A 19,765-nucleotide genomic window follows, 5' to 3' on the forward strand; every position below is an offset into this window, starting at 1 on the left:
AGGACTATGTCGCAGAATGCCGCAGGCGATTCGGTCATCGACGAAGCGCCTTATGGTCGGTTCCACCGCAAACTCGTGTTGCTGTCTGCCGGCGGCCCGTTCCTGGACGGGTACATCCTCGCCAACGTCGGTGTGGTCATCGTCGGCATCGAAACTGAACTCCGGCTCACCGCAATAGAATTGGGTTTGGTGGGGGCCGCCGCCCTTGTCGGGCTCTTCATCGGCGATCTCGCGTTCGGACGCCTCACCGACGTCATCGGCCGCAAGCTGATGTATACCGTGGATCTGAGCCTGTTGCTGCTCGGTTCAGTGCTGTGCCTGTTCGTTCAGGAAGGCTGGCAGCTCATCGCCCTCCGATTACTCCTGGGCGTGGCGATCGGCGCCGACTATCCGATCGCCACCGCGATGCTCTCGGAGTGGCTGCCGCGACGTCAGCGCGGGCGCTGCATGGGCATCCTGATGGCGTGGTGGTTCGTCGGCGCGACGTTGGCCTACGCTGTCGGCTTCCTCTTCGTCGAGTGGCTCGGAGACGATTCCTGGCGATGGGTGCTTGCCAGCGCGGCAATCCCGGCAGCGCTGATCATGATCGCCCGGCACGGTACACCCGAGTCGCCACGGTGGCTGATCAGCCATGGCCAGCGTGACAAGGCGCGGGAAAACATCACCGCGGCATTGGGCCGTCCGGTCTCCGAGGTGGAACTCGACGTGCTCGCCCATCAGGAGACCCTGACCGGCATGGGGTTCTGGCACGCGTTCAAGCAGCCCTACGGTAAGCGGACCCTGTTCGTCTCACTGTTCTGGACCTTCCAGATCATTCCGCTGTTCGGTTTGTACACGTTCGGTCCCACGATCCTGTCCGCCTTCGGCATGTCCGAAGACTCTGTCCTGGGGTCGGTGCTCATCAGCTTGGTCTTCCTGATCGGTGTGTTGCCCGCAATCAAGTTGATAGACCGAATCGGGCGTCGGCCGTTGATCATTGGATCGTTCGCGCTGATGGTCATTCCGCTGGGTGTCCTTGGAGTGTTCCCGCACGCTCCGGCGGCAATCGTCATCGTGTGTTTCTGTGCCTATGCGCTGTTTTCAGGAGGCCCCAGCATCCTGGAGTGGGCCTACCCGACCGAGCTGTTCCCCACCGAGATTCGTGGCACTGCAGTAGGTCTGGCGACGTCCGTCAGCCGAATCGGCGCGGCCGTCGGCACCTACCTGCTTCCGATGTGCCTACACCACTTGGGAGTGGGGCCGACGATGCTCATGGGCGCAGGCATCACCGTCGCCGGGCTGATCGTGTGTATCGCCTGGGCGCCAGAAACCAAGGGCAAGGCGCTGCAGGAGGCCGCGGGCGCCAAACTGTTCGAACCGCCGATTGGTCAGGACAGCGCTCGCCGACAAACCGTTGCACAACCTGATTGACTCTGGACCAATGGCCCGATATCAAGGGCCGCTATGGCACGCCAGAGGGTTGAGCTCCGAAGTTGCTGTGAATTAAGAAGGTTCGCCTGACATCCGGCTGAGTGGTCAGTGCTGGCCTGGGGAGCGCGGTGTTGTGGAGTCCGGGCCCGTGTCGTACCGTCAACCTCGTTGATTAGCCCTGCTATAGGAAATCGTCAACCGTCCGCACGTGTCGCTGCTCATGAAAGGTCACGGATGCAGCGGATTTCGATCAGCCGGCGACTCGGCCAGCGCTGGATGCTGCTGGTGGCGGTGGTTGTGGTCGCAGTGGCGGGATTCGCGGTGTATCGGTTGCACGGCGTCTTTGCCTCTGCGGACGTCACGTCGACGCCCAGCGGCTCCGACAATGACATTGTTCCGTTCAATCCCAAGCACGTGGTCCTGGAGGTCTTCGGCCCTCCGGGCACGGTCGCCACGATCACCTATCTGGACGTGAATGCCCAACCTCAACGTGCCGACGCCGTCGCGCTGCCCTGGGCCTACGACACGACCACCACTCAGCCGGCGGTCTTCGTCAACGTCGCGGCCCAGGGGAACAGCGACTCGATCGGTTGCCGGATCAAGATCGATGACGTGGTCAAGGACGAGAGATCGGTGAACACCTTGAACGCCTTCATCTTCTGTCTGGACAAGTCAGGATGAGCGCCCAGCGGGTTCCGGACCTCATCCGGCGGTATTCGGTGCTCATCGCGCTGTTCTGGCTGAGCCTGGCGGTCTTGACGAATGTCTTCGTGCCACAGCTGGAGACGGTTGCCGAATCGCACAACGTGTCGCTGAGCCCGCAGGACGCGCCGTCGTTGCAGGCCAGTAAACGTATCGGCAAGGTGTTCGGTGAGTTCGATTCCGACAGCTCGGCGATGATCGTCCTGGAGGGTGATCAGCCGCTCGGGGCCGAGGCCCACCACTACTACGACGGCCTGATCGACAAGCTTTCGCAGGACACCAAACACGTTGAGCACATCCAGAATTTCTGGGGTGATCCGCTCACCGCGGCGGGCTCGCAGAGTTCCGATGGCAAAGCCGCCTTGGTCCAGCTCTATCTGGCAGGCAATCAGGGCGAGTCGTTGGCCAACGAGTCCGTCGATTCGGTGCGCAGCATCGTCGACAGCACACCGCCGCCCCCGGGCATCAGGGCCTATGTCACGGGCGCCGCGCCCCTGGTCACCGATCAGTTCGAGGTGGGTCGCCACGGCACGCTGAAAACCACTCTCATCACCCTGGGCGTGATCGCGGTGATGTTGTTCTGGCTCTACCGTCGTCTCACCACGGTGTTCTTCGTGCTTTTCACCGTGATGATCGAGTTGACCGCCTCCCGCGGCGTGGTTGCCGTGCTCGCGAAGGCCGGAATCATCGAGCTGTCGACATATTCGACCAACCTGCTGACGCTATTGGTCATCGCCGCAGGGACCGACTATGCGATCTTCATTCTCGGGCGCTTTCACGAAGCGCGTTACGACGGGCAGGACCGGGTCTCGGCGTTCAACACGATGTATCACGGAACCGCGCACATCATCCTCGGCTCGGGCCTGACGATCGCCGGCGCGGTGCTCTGCCTGACGTTCACCCGGCTCCCGTATTTCCAGAGCCTCGGCGTCCCCGCCGGGATCGGGGTCCTCGTCGCAGTGGTGGCGGCGTTGACCCTGGCGCCTGCGATGCTGATCATCGGTCGCCACTTCGGCCTGTTCGAACCCAGCCGGCCCATGCGCACCCAGGGTTGGCGGCGCATCGGCACCGCCATCGTGCGCTGGCCCGGGCCGATCCTGATGGCGACGGTCGCCGTCGCCCTTGTCGGACTGCTTGCCCTGCCCCGATATACGACGAGCTACGACGCCCGGCCGTACATGCCCGCCAGCGCCCCGGCCAACGTCGGCTACACCGCCGCGGAACGCCACTTTTCGCAGGCTCGGTTGAATCCCGAACTGTTGATGGTCGAAGCCGACCATGATCTCCGTAATTCGACCGACATGATCCTGCTGGAGCGCGTCGCCAAGGCGGTCTTCCACACCGACGGCATCGCGCAGGTCCAGTCGATCACCCGGCCGCTCGGCACGCCCCTGGACCACACCTCGATACCGTTCCAGATCAGCGCGAGTAGCGCCTCCCAGATCAACAACCTGCCGTTTCAACAGGCCCGGGGTGCCGATCTGCTCAAACAGGTTGACGTGATAAACAACTCGATCGATGTGCTGCGGCAACAGTATGCGCTGCAACAGCAGTCTGCCGCGGTCACCGACGAGCAGGCCAAGGCGTTCCAGCAGACTGTGGCCACGGCTCAGGACCTGCGCGACAAGATCGCCGACTTCGACGACCAGTTCCGTCCGCTGCGCAACTACTTCTACTGGGAGCCACACTGTTTCGACATTCCGATGTGTGCGGCGCTGCGATCGGTCTTCGACGCGCTCGACGGTATCGATGCACTGACCGATCAGTTGGCCAGTGTGTCGGGCAGCATTGACAAGCTGGATGCGTTGCAGCCCAAGCTGCTCGCGCTGATTCCGCCGCAGATCGCCAGTCAGCAGGCCAACCGTGACCTGACGATGACCAACTACGCCACCACCTCGGGTATCAACGATCAGGCCGAGGCGGCTCTGCAGAACGCGACCGCCCTGGGCCAGGCCTACGACGCATCGAAAACCGACGACTCGTTCTATCTACCTCCGGAGGCGTTCACCAACCCCGAGTTCCAGCGCGGGCTCAAGCTGTTCCTGTCGCCGGACGGCAAGGCCGCCCGCATGATCATCACCCACGAAGGCGATCCCGCCACCCCTGAGGGCATTTCACACATCGAGGCAATCAGGCATGCCGCGCAGGGGGCGGTCAAGGGCACGCCACTGGCCGGGTCCAAGATCTTCATCGCCGGAACGGCGGCCACGTACAAGGATATTCAGGACGGCGCCAAATACGACCTGATGATCGCGGGGATCGCTGCGCTCTGCCTGATCCTGCTCGTGATGATGTTCATCACCCGCAGCATCATCGCGGCAGTCGTCATCGTCGGTACCGTGGCATTGTCGCTGGGCGCCTCGTTCGGGTTGTCCGTGCTCATCTGGCAGGAGATCCTGGGGATCCAGCTGTACTGGATTGTGTTGGCGCTGGCCGTGATCCTGCTGCTGGCGGTGGGATCGGACTACAACCTGCTGCTGATCTCCCGGTTCAAAGAGGAGATCGGCGCCGGCTTGAACACCGGGATCATCCGGGCGATGGCCGGATCGGGCTCGGTGGTGACGGCGGCCGGTCTGGTGTTCGCGGCCACGATGGCCTCGTTTGTATTCGCGGACTTGCGGATTCTCGGTCAGATCGGGACCACGATTGCGCTCGGTCTGCTGTTCGACACGCTGATCGTGCGTTCGTTCATGACGCCTGCGGTCGCAGCGCTGATCGGCCGCTGGTTCTGGTGGCCGCTTAAGGTGCGTCCGCGGCCCGCCAGCCAGATGCTCCAGCCCTACGGATCACGCCAGTCGGTTCGTCAACTGCTGCTGTGGGAAGACGGAGATCCCGTTGCCGGTACATCACGACGCTCAGAATCGTGAGGCTCGGGAACCGGTAGTCGTCCTTTCAGGCGTGCGACCTTGCCCAACTGTGCCGCCATGTTCATGGAGGTCAACATGGGGATGCCGCCGATGAACGTCCGGAACGAGGGATGGCCACCTTCCAGATGGAGCACGAAAAGGCAGCCGACCACGTAGAAGAACCCCATGGTGAACAACGCGGCAGGAATCGCGTAAGCGAGCGGTGATCGGGCATCGGCGATCAGCTCACCCGCATAGTCCACTTCGTCCTGCGACATCGGTTCACGCTTGCGGAGTTTGGCCAGCACCGCCTTGTGAGCGCCGACCTTTTCGCCCAACGGATGGGAGGTCCGCTTCTCCAGCCGACTGATGTAGGCGAATACGCATGTGGCGAAGACTATTTCCAACACTGCAGCCAGGATCGTGAGATCGCCCCATGGACCGAGATTCACCCTTAAAACGCTACCTGACCTAAGTACTTTTGACGGTTCTCACAGGAACCTGACAGGTATGAGGCGCTGCCGACCTACTCGTCGTAGTTCGCGGTGATCCAGCGGTCCGGGCGGACGGTGAACAGCACGCTCGGTACGTCGCGCATACCTTCGGCGAACGCACGTCCCGCGTCTTCGCCGAGATACCGGATGGCGATCGCTTCGCGCACCTCGGTGGGTACCCCGTCATTCGTCGTGTCCACGACGGTGCCCTCCACGACCACATATTGGTAGGGCGGCTCGTCACGCTGCACCACCAGCGTCACGGCGCCCGCCTCCTTGATCAGCCGCGCCTTGCGCGAGGCCGCGCCGGTGTTGATCAGGATGTTTCCACCAGGCGTGTAGTCGTACCAGATCGGGACGCTGGCAGGCGGGCGGCCCTGCTCTGCTGCCACCGACAACACACCGACGTGGATGTCTGCGAGGAAGTTCTGCCGCTCCTGGTCCGTGAAGGCTCTCATTGTCGGAGCCAACACGGCTGCCCGCGGTCCTATTCCAGGCGTATCTCGTGCACACAATGGCTATACGGATGGAGCAGCCGAGCGAGGGCGAGGGTATGACGGCAACGACTACCGGTCCGCAGCGACCGGCATCTACGGGCGAGGTCGCGGTGGCCGCGCCGAAGCGCAACCTGATCTTCATCGCGGTCCTGCTGGGGATGTTGCTGGCTGCCCTGGACCAGACGATCGTCGCGACGGCGTTGCCCACCGTGGTGGCCGATCTGGGTGGCGCCGGCCACCAGTCGTGGGTGGTGACCAGCTATTTACTGGCCTCGACGGTGGTGACCGCGATCGTCGGCAAGCTCGGTGATCTCATCGGCCGGAAAACGGTGTTCCTGACTGCCGTGATCTTCTTCATGACCGGTTCGGTGTTGTGCGGGATCGCCGGCTCGATGTCGATGCTGGTGGCGTCGCGCGCCCTGCAGGGCATCGGCGGCGGGGCGATCATGGTGACCGCGACGGCGGTGATCGGCGAGGTCATCCCGCTGCGTGAACGCGGTCGTTACCAGGGCGCCCTCGGCGCCGTATTCGGTGTCACCACGGTGGTGGGGCCGCTGCTCGGCGGCTTCTTCACCGACCACTTGAGCTGGCGCTGGGCGTTCTGGATAAACGTCCCGGTGGCTGTCGTGGTGATCGTGGTCGCCATCGCGGCGATCCCCAATCTGGGGCGGACCGCACGGCCGATCATCGACTACGCCGGAATCGTTCTGGTCGGGTTGGGCGCGACCGGCCTGACGCTGGCCACCAGCTGGGGTGGCAGTACCTATGCGTGGGGTTCGGCGATGATCATCGGGTTGTTCCTCGGATCTCTCGTGGCGCTGGGGGCGTTCGTGGCCGTCGAATCGCGCGCCGCGGAACCGATCCTGCCGATGCGGCTGTTCCGCGAACCGGTCTTCGCGGTGTGCTGCGTGCTGTCGTTCGTCGTGGGGTTCGCGATGCTCGGCGCGTTGACCTTCCTGCCGACCTTCATGCAGTTCGTCGACGGGGTCTCTGCGACCACGTCGGGGCTGCACACCCTGCCGATGGTGGTCGGTCTGCTGACCATGTCGATCAGCAGCGGCGTGATCGTCGGCCGCACCGGGCGCTACAAGCTCTTCCCCGTGGCCGGAACGGCGGTGATGACGGTTGGATTCATCCTGCTGTCGCGGATGGGCCCGGACACTTCGGTGCTCGTCCAGTCGTTGTATCTCGTGGTCCTGGGCGCCGGGATCGGCATGTGCATGCAGGTTCTGGTGCTGATCGTGCAGAACACGGTCGATTTCAGCGATCTGGGCGTGGCGACGTCCGGTGTCACATTCTTCCGAACCATCGGTAGTTCGTTCGGCGCGGCGGTGTTCGGATCGCTGTTCAACAACTTCTTGGAAGGCCGGCTCGGGGAGGCTTTGGCGCAGAGCGGCGCACCGCCCGCGGCAGCACAGTCGCCAGATGCCCTGCACCAACTGTCCCCGGAGATGGCCGCACCGATCGCGGCGGCTTATGCCGACGCACTCGATCAGGTGTTCTTCTGGGCCGCGCCGGTGGCAGCGGTCGGTTTCGTGCTGGCCCTGATGCTCAAGCAGGTTCCGTTGCGCGACAACGTCGTCAGTACCGCGGCCGACATGGGTGAAGGGTTCGCGATGCCGACGACGGACTCGCCGAACCAGCTGCTGGAGAACGCGGTCGGCCGGTTGATACGTCAGGGCTCCGGCATGCATCTGCGGGTCCTGGCGAATCGTCCGGGCAGTCGCCTCGATGTGGCGCGGTTATGGGCGCTGCTTCAGGTATACCGCTTCGGGCAGGCCGCGGGGCAGGCCCGGCTCGGCGACATCGCCGACCACGTGCGGGTGCCGAGTGAGATCCTCGGGCCGGCATTCGACCGACTCGTCGCCACCGGCTACGCCGAGCGCAGCGGCGATGCCTTCTGGCTGACCCCGGCCGGAGCGCGTCAGGTGGACATCTTCCGCGCGGGAATGACCGAGTGGCTGACCCATCAGCTCGAGCAGTCCTCCGGTCTGCAGACGCGCCCGGAACGTCACGAAGTGCAGGACGCGTTGGAGCGCATCGCACAAAACGTTCTTGTTCAACGGGATTGGACTGACGACGCCACTCACGCGATGCGGATGCACCCACCGGGCAGGGCACCTCATCAGCCCCGGCGGGCTCCCGTGCCCCCGACTCCTCGTCAGGCTGTCCCGGTACCGCCGCGGTCGGCACCGCCACCACCCGCACCCCGGCAAGGAATGCGGGCACCCGAACCGCAACGGGGCGAACCTCCCACCACACGACTGCGGCCGGTCAACCCGGTGCGTCGCAACCCACCCGGAGGCCCGAGGCCGCCGCGCTTCCCCGGCGGTCAGAGATAGCGCAGGCCGATCACCATCAGCGTGGTGGCTACAAATGAGGTGAAGGTGCGGACGTGGTTCCACGCCGTCCACGTGGTGAAGTATGCCTGCCATTCGCGGGCGGCGTCCGCGGCCGAAATGCCCAGCGGATCAACGCCGTCCAGATGATTGTTCAGCGGCACGTTGAAGACCATCGTGATGATCGCCGCAAGAATCCCGAACACGGCGCCGATCATCACCCACCAACTGCCGGGTTGCCTCAGTTGAACCACCGCAATGACGCCCACCACGAGGGCCAGCACCGCCGCGCCCAGATATGCCAGCAGGAAGGCGGGATTCGAGTTCGCCTCGGCGTTGATACCGCGCATCGCGGTGATCGCCTCGACCGGCGCGGTGCGGTTCAGGCCGCGCATCACGAAGGTGGAGAACACGTACATCATTCCGGCCGCGGCGGCGCTGGCGATCGCGGCGATGCCGGTCAGGATGACATAGGGACTCATCTGCATGTCCGACAGTCAACCGGCCGTCCACGAGACGATCCATCGTTCTCCGTCCGTGCCCCATACGCGTGCGTCTGAGCGGGGTTACGATAGGCGGCCGTGGACGCCGTAGTCGGGCTGCTCGATGGTGTGCGGGCGCGGGGCGCGTTCGTGTTGCGGATGATGATGGATCCGCCGTGGTCGATGAGCATCCGCGACGATGCGCCTCTCACCTTGATCTGCCAGACCCACGGCTCCTCGGTGATCGTCGGTGAAACGAGCGGCACGGTCTCGATCGGACCCGGTGATGTCGCGCTGACCCGTGGCACCCAGCACTATCTCTTCGCCGATGACCCGGCCACCGCGCCGATGGTCGTCATCCACCCGGGCCAACGCTGCACGACGTTGTCGGGCGAGGATCTGCATTTCGAGATGTCGCTGGGCGTGCGGACCTGGGGTAACAGCGACAGCGGGTCCAGCCGGTCTGTCGTTTGCGCCTACGAAGGGCACAGCCAGGTCAGTGGGCGGCTGCTCGATGCGCTGCCGGCCGTGGCTGTGTTGCGCGTCGACGAGTGGAATACCCCGCTGGTCGGACTGCTCGCCGACGAGGCCGGCCGCGACGGCGCCGGTCAGGAGGCTTACCTGGACCGGCTGCTCGACGTGCTGTTGATCGCCGTGCTGCGTACCTGGTTCGGTCGCGACGCGAACGCGCCGACCTGGTGGCATGCCGAGCAGGACCGTGTTGTCGGCCCGGCGCTCCGGCTGATCTACAACAATCCGGCCTATCCGTGGACGGTGGCGAATCTCGCTGCGGCAGTTTCCTGTTCGCGTGCGACATTCGCGCGCCGGTTCACCGAACAGGTCGGCGAGCCGCCGATCGCGTTCCTCACCGGCTGGCGGCTGGCGCTGGCCGCCGACCTGCTGCGGTCCAGCCGGGCGACGATCGCGTCGGTCGCCCGGCAGGTTGGCTACAGCACGCCCTTCGCGTTGAGCAGCGCGTTCAAGCGGGCCTACGGTGTCAGCCCGAATACACACCGCCGCGCCGCGCTCACGTCGGGCGGTGCTCCGGTTGCCATCGATCCCGGATAGCGCTGACCTGGCCGCGCCGTGTCAGCGGAGTCGGACGCTCAACGTCGGAGGATGAGCGTGGTTCTATGCGCATTGTGCACATATGTGCAAATCCATTGACCGGGTGTGCAGGCCTTCGTTTTAGTTGGTCCACCTCAGATTTGAGACCGACAACGAAGGAGTTGGCGTTGCCATCAACTCACTACTCATGCGATGTCCCGATCGCACCACCGACGGACGTGCTGGTCGTCGGCAGCGGCCCGTCCGGTTTGGGAGCGGCCATAGCGGCAGCGCGTAACGGTGTGTCGGTTCGGATGATCGAGCGGTTCGGGTTCCTGGGCGGCAATCTGACCGCGGGCCTGGTCGGCCCGTGTATGACGTCGTTCTCGCTCGACGGCAAGACTCAACTGGTGCGTGGCATCTTCGACGAATTCGTCTGCCGGATGGAAATTCAGGGGGGTGCGCTGCATCCCTCGAAAACCAAATCCGGCAGCCAGTATTCGGGCTTCATGGTGTTCGGCCATGAGGCAGTCACTCCCTTCGACCCGGAAGTTGCCAAGGTGGTGGCGATGCAAATGTGCCGCGAGGCAGGCGTCGACCTCGTACTGCACAGCTTCGTTGTCGACACCCGGGTCGAGAACGGCGCCGCGACCGGGGTGATCACCGCCAGCAAGAGCGGGCTCAGCCTGATTCCCGCATCGGTGATCATCGACTGCTCTGGCGACGGCGATGTGGCAGCCCGAGGCGACGCCAAATTCGAGTACGGTCGGCCCCAGGACGGCGAGGTTCAGCCGATGACCCTATTCTTCCGGGTCACGGGCGTAGACGACGCGGCCGTCGAGCGCTACCGACGCGAGCATCCCGAGGACTACTTTCCTTACCAAGGCATCGTCGAACAGGCGCAGCGGGACGGAAACTATGACCTGCCGCGCCGAGGTGTTCAGCTCTTCAAGACCTTGGACCCAGGGGTCTGGCGGATCAACACCACTCGAGTGCTCGGTGTCGACGGCACCAACGTCAACGACCTGACACGGGCGGAGTTGGCTGCTCGTGACCAAGTTCTGGAGCTGATGCGCTTCTTCCATGCCGAGCTACCCGGGCTGCAGAACTGTACGCTCCTGGACACCGCCGCAACGATCGGCGTTCGGGAGAGCCGGCGCATCGTGGGCGAGCACGTCCTGACTCTCGACGAGTTGGTCGAGGGCCACCATTTCCCCGACGTCATTGCGGTTGCGGGTTACCCGGTCGACATCCACAATCCGGTCAGCACGGCAGGTCCCTTCGACGATGAGATTCCCGCCACCGCGAACATCTACGAGATCCCCTATCGCAGTCTGGTACCGGAATCCCTTGACGGCGTGCTGATGTCGGGTCGCTGCGTCTCTGCCACCCACGAGGCACTGGCTGCCGTACGAGTCATGCCACCGTCCTTCGCCATGGGAGAGGCCGCCGGTACCGCCGCCGCCCAGGCGGTGGCGAGTAGCGTCCAGCCACGTGCCGTCGACGTGACCAAGCTGCAGGACCAACTTGTTGCCCAAGGTGCCTATCTCGGCCCCGCCTTCGAAACCGAGGCCGTACATTGATCCGCCGGGTTGTCTCGGCCAGCACCGTCGGCACGGCGCTGGAGTGGTACGACTTCATGCTGTACGGCACCGCGTCAGCGTTGGTGTTCGGCCGGGTCTTCTTCCCGGACAGCGACCCGACGGTCGGAACGCTTGCGTCGCTCGGCACCTTCGCGGTCGGTTTCTTCGCCCGGCCGGTCGGCGGTCTGCTGTTCGGCCACTTCGGTGATCGGTACGGTCGCCGGCTGGTTCTGATGGTCACGCTGATCGTGATGGCAGTCTCGTCAACGTTGATCGGATTGATCCCCACCCACGCCTCGATCGGTATCGCAGCGCCCGCGCTATTGGTTCTGCTGCGGATCTTCCAAGGGCTCGGCGCCGGCGCTGAATACGCCGGTGGTTCGCTGATGGCCGCCGAACATGCGCCGCCGGGACGACGCGGCTTCTTTGCCGCCATTCCGCCGACCGGCAATGCGCTCGGCGTTATCTTGGCCGCGTTGGTCTTTACCCCGTTCACCTGGCTTCCTGAGGATGCTTTCCTCTCCTGGGGGTGGCGGATTCCCTTCCTGGTCAGCATTTTGATTCTGCCGGTCGGCCTCTACATCCGATTCCGAGTCGATGAGACACCGGCGTTCGAGAAGAACGTGGCCGAGCTCGGCAAGCAGCAGATCGCCCCGTTGATCACCGTGGTCAAGACTGCGCCCAAATCCCTGCTCTTCGGCTTCTTGCTCAGCGTCGGACCTAATGTCGCCACGTATATCCCGAGCGTCTACGCACTGACCTACATCACCGACAACGTCGGGATGGCAGCTGCCGTCGGAACGATCGGGCTGATGATCGCCAATACGATCAAGCTGGGCACCCTGCCGTTGTCCGGCTGGCTGTCCGATCGCTTCGGTCGCAAACAGATCTTTATCAGTGGTGCGGTTTTGTGTGCGCTCGCCGCCTTTCCGATGTTCTGGCTGATGGACACGGGCAATGCCCTGGCGGTCTGGTTCGCGATGGTCGTGGTGCTCACCATCGCTAACGATCTGATGCTGGGATCCCAGGCGGCCATGCTGGCCGAGCAGTTCGACACCAAGGTCCGTTACACCGGAATCGCTTTCTGCCGTGAGCTTTCCGCGGCCCTGGCCGGCGGCACCTTGCCGTTCATAGCAGCCCTGCTGACATCGCGCACCGACGGCACCTGGGCTATCTCCTCACTGATGGTGGTCATGTGTGTCATCGCCATCGTCGGCGCGTCGCAGACGAAGGACCGGCGTGGCATCTCGTTCATCGATGATGCGCCGCCGCACCTCGATGCCGCTCCAGAAGAAGTCCTGCAGTCAACTCGTCGATCACCAGCTCGGTGATGTATCCGCCGGCGAGCGCAGCATCCAAGGCGTCGATTTTATGGTCTCCCGACACCGCGCAGATCCTGTGCTTCACGGTCCGGAGCTTGTCCAGGTCCGGGCCGGACGTACGGACGTTGAGGCCGATTCCCGAGTGGCTGCCGTCGTGCCGGATATAGCTGGTGGAGATGTCGCCGATGGCGCCGTCGGCGGCGAGCTCAGCGAAGTCCGCATCGTCGAGGAAGTAGCCGTTCAGGTAAGGGCTGCTGGGTATCCCATCGGTCACGGTGCCGACATTGAACAGGACGACGTCTGCGCTGTGTTGTAAGGAGATGATGCTCTTGATGCTTCGCTCTTCGAGCAGAGCCACCTTGGTCTCCGCCCGATCGAAGAACACCGGCACCGGGAACTGCCGCACATAACCGGAGAACGCCTCACCGAACCGCGCCATGATCGAATTCGCATAGTGTCCACCGGTGGTGCGGGAGAAGCCCATTCCGTTCAGTTGGACGAACTGGCAGTTGGTCGTCATCTTGGAGATCAGGCATTCGCTTATTGCGTTCACCATCGTTCCCCAGGAGATCGCGATGATCATGTCGGACTCGAAAATCGAATGGAGCAGCCGTGCGGCCTCGACGGCGGTACGTTCGAGCCGCTCGACCGTGGTCGCCGTCGATGGCACATGCGCGACATGCGCGCGTACACCGAAAGACTCGGCGAGCGACTGCTCGAGTGGATGGGCCCGCGAGTCCGGCGGCAGGACCCGAATCTCCACCAGCCCGGAATCGCGGGCGTACTGCAGCAGCCGCGAGACGGTAGAGCGGGACGTACCCATCTGACGGGCGATGACGTCCATCGTCACGCCGTGTAGGTAGTAACGCTGCGCTACCCGCAACGCTTCATCGACGCGATGATCAAGATGGTGATCGGTCTGGTGGTCTTCAGCCATCGACTTCCCCACTCACAGTCGTCCGTCTATTCAAGGCCAGGATGTCAGGGTTGATCTCACAAGTACCCGATGACGGCGACACCATTGCGAATCTTCACGCAGGCGAGGACGTCGAAGCCCAGCGTCAACCGCCCGGCTGGCGCTAATGTCTTGGCGTCGGCATGACGGCAAGGAGGCCGCGATGAGTCGTTATCGAACGGTAATTGTGGGAACCGACGGCTCAGCCTCGTCGATGCAGGCGGTCGGGCGCGCCGGCGCGGTCGCCGCACAGGAGAACGCGAAGCTGATCGTCGCGAGTGCTCACTTCCATCATGCCGAAAAGGGCGGCTGGTCAAGGCCGCCTTCGCCCGACCAAGTGAGTGACCGCCGCGCCGAGGATGCCCTCGGGCGCGAGGGTTACCGGATGCACGGCGACGCCGGAGTTTACGAAATCCTGCGAGAGGCCCGTGACTGCGCCTGGGCCGCGGGCGCCCGCGACATCGAAGAACGGGCAGTTGTAGGTCCACCCGTCGATGCGTTGATAACGCTGGCGAAGGACGTCAAGGCGGATCTGCTCGTCGTCGGCGACGTGGGACTGGACTCGGTGGCAGGCCGACTGTTGGGCTCGGTGCCTGCCGACATTGCGCGCAAGGCCAAGATCGACATCCTGATCGTGCACACCGCCGGCTGACAGAGTTGAGCGCGTCCGGCGCCCGGTCGCGTCAGCTGAAGCGGACGTTCATCGTCGCCAGACCGAAGATCTTCCGGCCGGCGGACTTCGCGCCGACAATGATGACACCGGTGCGGGTTTCCGGATCCAGTGATTTGATCCGGCCGCTGTACTCGATGTCGCAGCCTTCGGTGGCCGACACGATCGCGGGCGCAGACAGTCGCACTGCGTAGCGGGTGACGGCTCCGGGATCGCCCGACCACGCGGAGGCGAATCCGGCACCCAGGCCCATCGTGAGCATGCCGTGCGCGATCACGTCGGGGAGCCCGGCGAGTTTGGCGATGTCCTCGTCCCAGTGAATCGGGTTGGCATCGCCGGCCACGCCGGCATAGTTCACCAGGTCACCACGGGACAGTCGGGTGTGACGGGTCGGTACCTCGTCCCCGACCTTCACGTCGTCGAAGGACGGTGTCCCCGGCGTGCGGGTGAGACCGGTGGCGATCCGGACGTCGCCTTCGGGCCGGAGGGTCTTGTGGTACTCGGTTTCGCCGACGCCGAAGAGGTCCACGTCGTGCATCATCGTGTTCTGTACGGCCGACTTGATGGCCGGATCGACATCCTCGGCGGTCACGCCGACGACGGTGGTGTGCAGGGTGTGTACCCGCTCGCCTGCCGCATCGGTGAAGGTGTTGGTGACGGTGATCAGGTCCCTGCCTGCGATCTTGCGCACCGAGGTGAGTTCGACGTCGATGTGCAGTTCGTCGCCGGCCACGATCGGCCGATGCTGCTCGAAGACCTCTTCGGTCTGCATATAGGTGTCGTAACCAACGACCACCTGTTCGAACATGCGCCGATTGCAGGCCATGGCCGGGGTAGAGGTGAACGTCACCGGTGCCACCAGTCCCGGGTAGCCCAACTCAGCAGCGGCGGCCACGTCCCAGTGTGCGGGATGATAGTCCTGCACTGCCCGGGCGTACTCACGCACTTTCTCGCGTCCGACCAGGTAGGGGTCCTCCACCTGGTAGTAGTGGCCGACCCGCGATTCGAGTGTCGACGGTTCTGCTGCTGCGGTCATTAATTTGCTCAACTTTTCTATCGGCTTGTTCGCGGAGGCCGACCTGAGCACACTAACGCGCCGGCACCCTGGCAAGACACTTGCCGACCACCGCCGCGTACTACCTCAAGGTGCGCTGGTGCGACCATGAACCCATGACCGCAACGCTCGTCGCCAAGGATGTGGCAGGCGGGTTCGCCCACCGCACCCTTTTCGAGGGGTTGGACGTCACCGTGGCACCGGGCGACGTGATCGGTGTCGTCGGCGCCAACGGCGCCGGGAAGAGCACACTGCTGCGCATCCTGGCCGGCGATCTGGAACCGCTGGACGGCGTGGTCAGCATCGCGCCGGCCGACGCGTTTGTCGGGTGGCTGCCCCAGGAGCACGAACGGGTGCCGGGGGAGACGGTCGCGGCCTACATCGCGCGCCGGACGGGCTGTACCGCGGCAACGCAGGTAATGGATGCGACGGCTGCGGCCCTGGCGGACCCCGACGCGAGTCCCGCCGGTGTCGATCCGGCCGCCGCCTACTCCGCTGCCTTGGATCACTGGCTCGCCACGGGAGCGGCCGACCTCGAGGAGCGGCTGCCCGCAGTCCTGGCCGATCTCGGGCTCGACGCCGATGCGGTGCGGCCCGAGTCGACGCTGATGACCGCGCTCTCGGGTGGGCAGGCGGCGCGGGTGGGTCTTGCGGCACTGATGTTGTCGCGGTTCGACGTGGTGTTGCTCGATGAGCCGACGAACGATCTGGACCTCGACGGACTCGCCCGGCTCGAACAACTGGTCCGCGAGCTTCGTGGCGGCGTGGTCCTGGTCAGTCACGACCGCGAGTTCCTGGCCCGCTGCGTGACCCGCATCCTCGAGCTGGATCTGGCGCAGAACACCACCACCGTCTTCGGCGGCGGGTACGAGAGCTACCTCGAAGAGCGTGCGGTCAATCGCCGGCACCGGCGTGAGCAGTACGACGAGTTCGCCGAGAAGAAGGCCGATCTCGTCGCACGCGCACGCACCCAGCGGGAGTGGTCGAGCCAGGGTGTCCGCAACGCGATGCGCAAGGCGCCCGACAACGACAAGAACCGTCGCCGGGCGGCCACGGAGTCCAGCGAGAAGCAGGCGCAGAAAGTTCGTCAGATGGAAAGTCGCATCGCGCGACTGGAAGAAGTTGTCGAACCGCGCAAGGAATGGGTGCTCGAGTTCAGCATCGGGGCGGCACCGCGATCGAGTTCGGTGGTCGCGACACTCGACAACGCCGTTGTGCGACAAGGTGATTTCGTCCTGGGGCCAGTGTCGGTCCAAGTCGACGCCGGCGAGCGGATCGGTATCACCGGTCCCAACGGCGCGGGCAAGTCGACACTGCTGCGGCTACTGCTGGGGAGACAGCGGCCTGACGAGGGCCGCGCAAGTCTGGGTGCCAACGTGTCCATTGGTGAGATCGACCAGGCGCGGGCGGATTTCACCGGCGGGGAGCGACTCGTCGACCGCTTCGAAGGGCGGGTTCCGTCCTGGTCCACCGCCGATGTGCGAACCCTGCTCGCGAAGTTCGGCCTGCGTGCCGATCACGTGGAACGCACGGTTGACGAACTCTCACCCGGTGAACGGACCCGCGCAGGCCTGGCATTGCTACAGGCACGGGGTACGAATGTGCTGGTCCTCGATGAGCCGACAAACCATCTCGACCTCGCCGCCATCGAACAGCTCGAGCAGGCGCTGCAGACCTATGACGGGGCGCTGCTGCTGGTGACTCATGACCGCCGGATGTTGCAGAACGTCCGCCTGGACCGGTCGTGGCTGGTCGACAACGGGGGCGTCAAAGAGGTGTAAGTCGTTGGACCTCAACCGTGGTCGACGACATCCTTGGCACCGCGGTTCTTGACGCCGTGCAGGTGGTTGATCATGGCTTGGCGCGCCTGCTCCGGCGACTGAGCGCGGAACGCAGCCAGGATCGTGGTGTGCTCAGCGATGGCGTACTCGGCGTCGGTGACCCCCAACCCGGTGAAGAGCCGGAACCGTTGTACCGAGCCGCCGAGGCAGTTGTGTGCCATCAGCAGGAAGCGGTTGCCGGCGCCTTCGGCGATGAGTTCATGGAATCGCATGTCTGCCTGCCAGTAATCCCGGTACGTTGCGAACTCGGGACCCCTTGGCGCGGCGCGCAATTCGGCGATCGAATGGTCAAGCGCCTCGATCAGCTCGGGGGTGGCACGCTCGCAGGCACGCAGTGCGTTGACTGGCTCGATGGTCAGCCGGGCGTCCATCAGCTCGGCGAGTTCTGCGGTGCTGAGCAGCGGCGCAACCCGGTAACCGCGGAGTGCGACCCGTATCACCAGGCCGGTCACTTCGAGACGGGCCAGAGCCTCGCGTACCGGGGTCGCCGAAACGTCGAGCTCGCGGGCGATGCCGTCGATGCTCAGGGCCTCGTTCGGTTCGTACCGGCCGTCCATCAACAGTTCGAGCAGCTTGTCGTGAACATGGTCGGTCAGAACCTGTCGAACAGGTCGGGAAGCAACGGTTTCGGGGACCACAAAAAAGATCCTATAGGAATCTCTTGACAGGCGAAGTCTGATCCTAGATCCTCGATCCTATAGGAAATGACGTGACCCACGTCTCATCACCGCCCGGGTGAGACGCCTGCCTCAACGGTCTCGCTGCGTGCGCACCAGAACGATCTCCTGAAGAGGACCCGTGACTTCAATCTACGACGACCCCGCCGCGTTCGCGGACGAGTCGCTCGATGGCTTCGTTGCCGCCAACCGTAAATACGTGGACCGACTCGATGGCGGCGTCATCCGCTCTACCCACATGTCTCCCGGTCAGGTCGCTCTCGTCATCGGCGGAGGATCGGGCCACTATCCCGCCTTCGCCGGACTGGTCGGAGCGGGCCTGGCCGCCGCATCCGCTTGTGGGAACACGTTCGCCTCACCATCGGCCGGTCAGATCTACCGGGTGGCGAAGGCGGCGGACATGGGCGGTGGCGTGCTCTTCAGCTATGGCAACTATGCGGGCGACGTCCTGAACTTCGGTCAGGCCGAAGTTCGGCTCAGGGGTGAAGGACTCGACGTCCGCACGGTGCTGGTCACCGACGACATCGCCAGTGCGCCGGCCGATCAACGACACAAGCGCAGAGGCGTGGCGGGCGACCTGACCGTGTTCAAGGTCGCGGGCGCGGCGGCGGAGGCGGGCAAGGACATCGACGAGGTCGAGCGGCTGGCCCGGAAGGCCAACGACCGCACGCGTTCTCTGGGCGTGGCGTTCGGGGGTTGCACGCTGCCGGGCCAATCTTCGCCGCTCTTCGAAGTCCCGGCGGCAACGATGTCCGTGGGGTTGGGAATCCACGGCGAACCCGGCATTTTCGACCTGGATATGCCCACCGCGTCTGATCTGGCTGCACTCCTGGTCAGCCGGCTACTGTCCGAGCGCCCAGAGGGCGCGGGCACCAGCGTGGTGCCCATCCTCAATGGACTGGGCACGGTGAAGTACGACGAGTTGTTCCTGCTGTACGGCAAGGTCGAGAAGCTCTTGGCCGCAGAGGGACTGCGCATCGTCGAACCGGAGTGCGGTGAATTGGTAACCAGTCTGGACATGCCGGGGCTGTCTCTCACCTTGTTCTGGCTCGACGACGAACTCGCCGAGTACTGGTCTGCCCCGGCTGACACACCCGCCTACCGCAAGAGCAGGGCCGACCAACAGGCCCGCGACGACATCTCCCACCGCCATCACGCCGCCGCCGTCGTCGAACCGGGAACCGACGAGGCAATCCGGCTCGGCCACCGGGTCATCGATGCGCTCACCACGATCAGCACGGTCGTCGTTGCGAACGAAGAGGCTTGGGGCAAGCTCGATTCCGTCGCCGGCGACGGCGATCACGGAATGGGCATGCGCCGCGGGGCGGACGCCGCCCTGGCGGCCGCGCACGCCGCCGCGGGTACCGGCGTGCGCAACGTCCTCAGCTGTGCCGGTGAAGCCTGGAGCGAGAAGGCCGGTGGCACATCTGGTGCGCTCTGGGGCACCGGGATGATCCAGGCCGGAAACGCCTTGGGAAACAAAGCCAGTTACTCGGCGGCCGACGCTGCCGCGGCGGTTCGGGCCTTCGCATCGGCCGTGGTGGAGCTGGGCGGAGCCCAGGTGGGTGACAAGACCATGGTGGACGCCATCGTCCCGTTTGCCGATGTGTTCACCGAAGAACTCAATTGCGGTGCACCTCTCGGCCAGACGCTGACGAAGGCTGCCGCCGCGGCGAAACGCGCCGCCGACACCACCGCAGAGCTTCGGCCGAGGTTGGGCCGGGCCCGCCCACTGGCCGAGAAGAGCCTGGGACATCCTGACCCCGGTGCGGTGTCGTTCGCCGCCATCGTCCAGGGCATCGCCGAAATGTCACATTCCACCTCCTCCTAAATCCGTCGACGCACG

16 protein-coding genes are annotated in these 19,765 nt (G+C 64.6%); 10 read left to right on the forward strand and 6 right to left on the reverse strand.

Annotated elements, in window-relative coordinates:
* Positions 1-6 precede the first annotated feature (6 nt).
* From M1247_RS01290 to M1247_RS01300, 3 genes are all read left to right on the forward strand, one after another.
* A complete protein-coding gene (locus tag M1247_RS01290; RefSeq protein ID WP_317154443.1) occupies positions 7-1,410 on the forward strand; it encodes an MFS transporter in 1,404 nt (467 codons plus the stop codon).
* A gap of 234 nt (positions 1,411-1,644) precedes the next feature.
* Positions 1,645-2,091, forward strand: coding sequence for an MmpS family transport accessory protein (locus tag M1247_RS01295; protein WP_317154444.1), 447 nt, complete (start codon positions 1,645-1,647; stop codon positions 2,089-2,091).
* The gene (locus M1247_RS01300) at positions 2,088-4,979 is read left to right on the forward strand and encodes an MMPL/RND family transporter (RefSeq protein ID WP_317154445.1); all 2,892 of its coding nucleotides are present in this window, start codon (positions 2,088-2,090) and stop codon (positions 4,977-4,979) included. The genes M1247_RS01295 and M1247_RS01300 overlap by 4 nt, the downstream gene beginning before the upstream one ends.
* On the opposite strand, the gene M1247_RS01305 is transcribed toward M1247_RS01300, so the two are convergent.
* Both M1247_RS01305 and M1247_RS01310 read right to left on the reverse strand, forming a co-directional pair.
* The gene (locus M1247_RS01305; RefSeq protein WP_317154446.1) at positions 4,916-5,410 is read right to left on the reverse strand and encodes a hypothetical protein; all 495 of its coding nucleotides are present in this window, start codon (positions 5,408-5,410) and stop codon (positions 4,916-4,918) included. The genes M1247_RS01300 and M1247_RS01305 overlap by 64 nt on opposite strands.
* Positions 5,411-5,484: 74 nt before the next feature.
* Positions 5,485-5,910, reverse strand: a complete 426-nt coding sequence (locus tag M1247_RS01310) for a pyridoxamine 5'-phosphate oxidase family protein (RefSeq protein WP_317154447.1) — start codon at positions 5,908-5,910, stop codon at positions 5,485-5,487.
* Between the two features lie 95 nt (positions 5,911-6,005).
* Here M1247_RS01310 and M1247_RS01315 point away from each other — a divergent pair, with 95 nt between their 5' ends.
* A complete protein-coding gene (locus M1247_RS01315) occupies positions 6,006-8,291 on the forward strand; it encodes an MDR family MFS transporter (RefSeq protein WP_317154448.1) in 2,286 nt (761 codons plus the stop codon).
* Here M1247_RS01315 and M1247_RS01320 read toward each other — a convergent pair.
* Entirely contained in the window at positions 8,282-8,776 is a 495-nt protein-coding gene (locus M1247_RS01320; protein ID WP_317154449.1) for an anthrone oxygenase family protein, read from the reverse strand. The two genes, M1247_RS01315 and M1247_RS01320, sit on opposite strands and share 10 nt — an antisense overlap.
* Positions 8,777-8,869: 93 nt before the next feature.
* Here M1247_RS01320 and M1247_RS01325 point away from each other — a divergent pair, with 93 nt between their 5' ends.
* The 3 genes from M1247_RS01325 (at position 8,870) to M1247_RS01335 (ending at position 12,731) form a co-directional block, all read left to right on the forward strand.
* A complete protein-coding gene (locus tag M1247_RS01325) occupies positions 8,870-9,838 on the forward strand; it encodes an AraC family transcriptional regulator (RefSeq protein WP_317154450.1) in 969 nt (322 codons plus the stop codon).
* A 167-nt stretch (positions 9,839-10,005) separates the two neighbouring features.
* Complete coding sequence (locus M1247_RS01330; protein WP_317154451.1) at positions 10,006-11,400, forward strand: FAD-dependent oxidoreductase; 1,395 nt, start codon at positions 10,006-10,008, stop codon at positions 11,398-11,400.
* Entirely contained in the window at positions 11,397-12,731 is a 1,335-nt protein-coding gene (locus tag M1247_RS01335; protein WP_317154452.1) for an MFS transporter, read from the forward strand. The genes M1247_RS01330 and M1247_RS01335 overlap by 4 nt, the downstream gene beginning before the upstream one ends.
* Here M1247_RS01335 and M1247_RS01340 read toward each other — a convergent pair.
* Positions 12,652-13,659, reverse strand: a complete 1,008-nt coding sequence (locus tag M1247_RS01340) for a sugar-binding transcriptional regulator (protein WP_317154453.1) — start codon at positions 13,657-13,659, stop codon at positions 12,652-12,654. The two genes, M1247_RS01335 and M1247_RS01340, sit on opposite strands and share 80 nt — an antisense overlap.
* Before the next feature lie 181 nt (positions 13,660-13,840).
* On the opposite strand from M1247_RS01340, the gene M1247_RS01345 reads away from it, so the two are divergent.
* Positions 13,841-14,329: a universal stress protein gene (locus M1247_RS01345; protein ID WP_317154454.1), complete on the forward strand. Its 489-nt coding sequence runs from the start codon at positions 13,841-13,843 to the stop codon at positions 14,327-14,329.
* A gap of 31 nt (positions 14,330-14,360) precedes the next feature.
* On the opposite strand, the gene M1247_RS01350 is transcribed toward M1247_RS01345, so the two are convergent.
* Entirely contained in the window at positions 14,361-15,383 is a 1,023-nt protein-coding gene (locus M1247_RS01350) for a fused (3R)-hydroxyacyl-ACP dehydratase subunits HadA/HadB (RefSeq protein WP_317154455.1), read from the reverse strand.
* A 134-nt stretch (positions 15,384-15,517) separates the two neighbouring features.
* Between M1247_RS01350 and abc-f the strand changes: the two genes are divergently transcribed.
* Positions 15,518-17,182 (forward strand): ribosomal protection-like ABC-F family protein, encoded by a 1,665-nt coding sequence (abc-f, locus tag M1247_RS01355; protein ID WP_317154456.1) that lies wholly within the window; start codon positions 15,518-15,520, stop codon positions 17,180-17,182.
* A gap of 11 nt (positions 17,183-17,193) precedes the next feature.
* On the opposite strand, the gene M1247_RS01360 is transcribed toward abc-f, so the two are convergent.
* Positions 17,194-17,880 (reverse strand): GntR family transcriptional regulator, encoded by a 687-nt coding sequence (locus M1247_RS01360; protein WP_317154457.1) that lies wholly within the window; start codon positions 17,878-17,880, stop codon positions 17,194-17,196.
* Positions 17,881-18,040: 160 nt separating this feature from the next.
* On the opposite strand from M1247_RS01360, the gene M1247_RS01365 reads away from it, so the two are divergent.
* A complete protein-coding gene (locus M1247_RS01365; protein ID WP_317154458.1) occupies positions 18,041-19,750 on the forward strand; it encodes a dihydroxyacetone kinase family protein in 1,710 nt (569 codons plus the stop codon).
* The last annotated feature ends 15 nt before the right edge of the window (positions 19,751-19,765 follow it).

It is taken from the genome of Mycobacterium appelbergii, assembly GCF_032883035.1.
GTDB lineage: Bacteria > Actinomycetota > Actinomycetes > Mycobacteriales > Mycobacteriaceae > Mycobacterium > Mycobacterium appelbergii.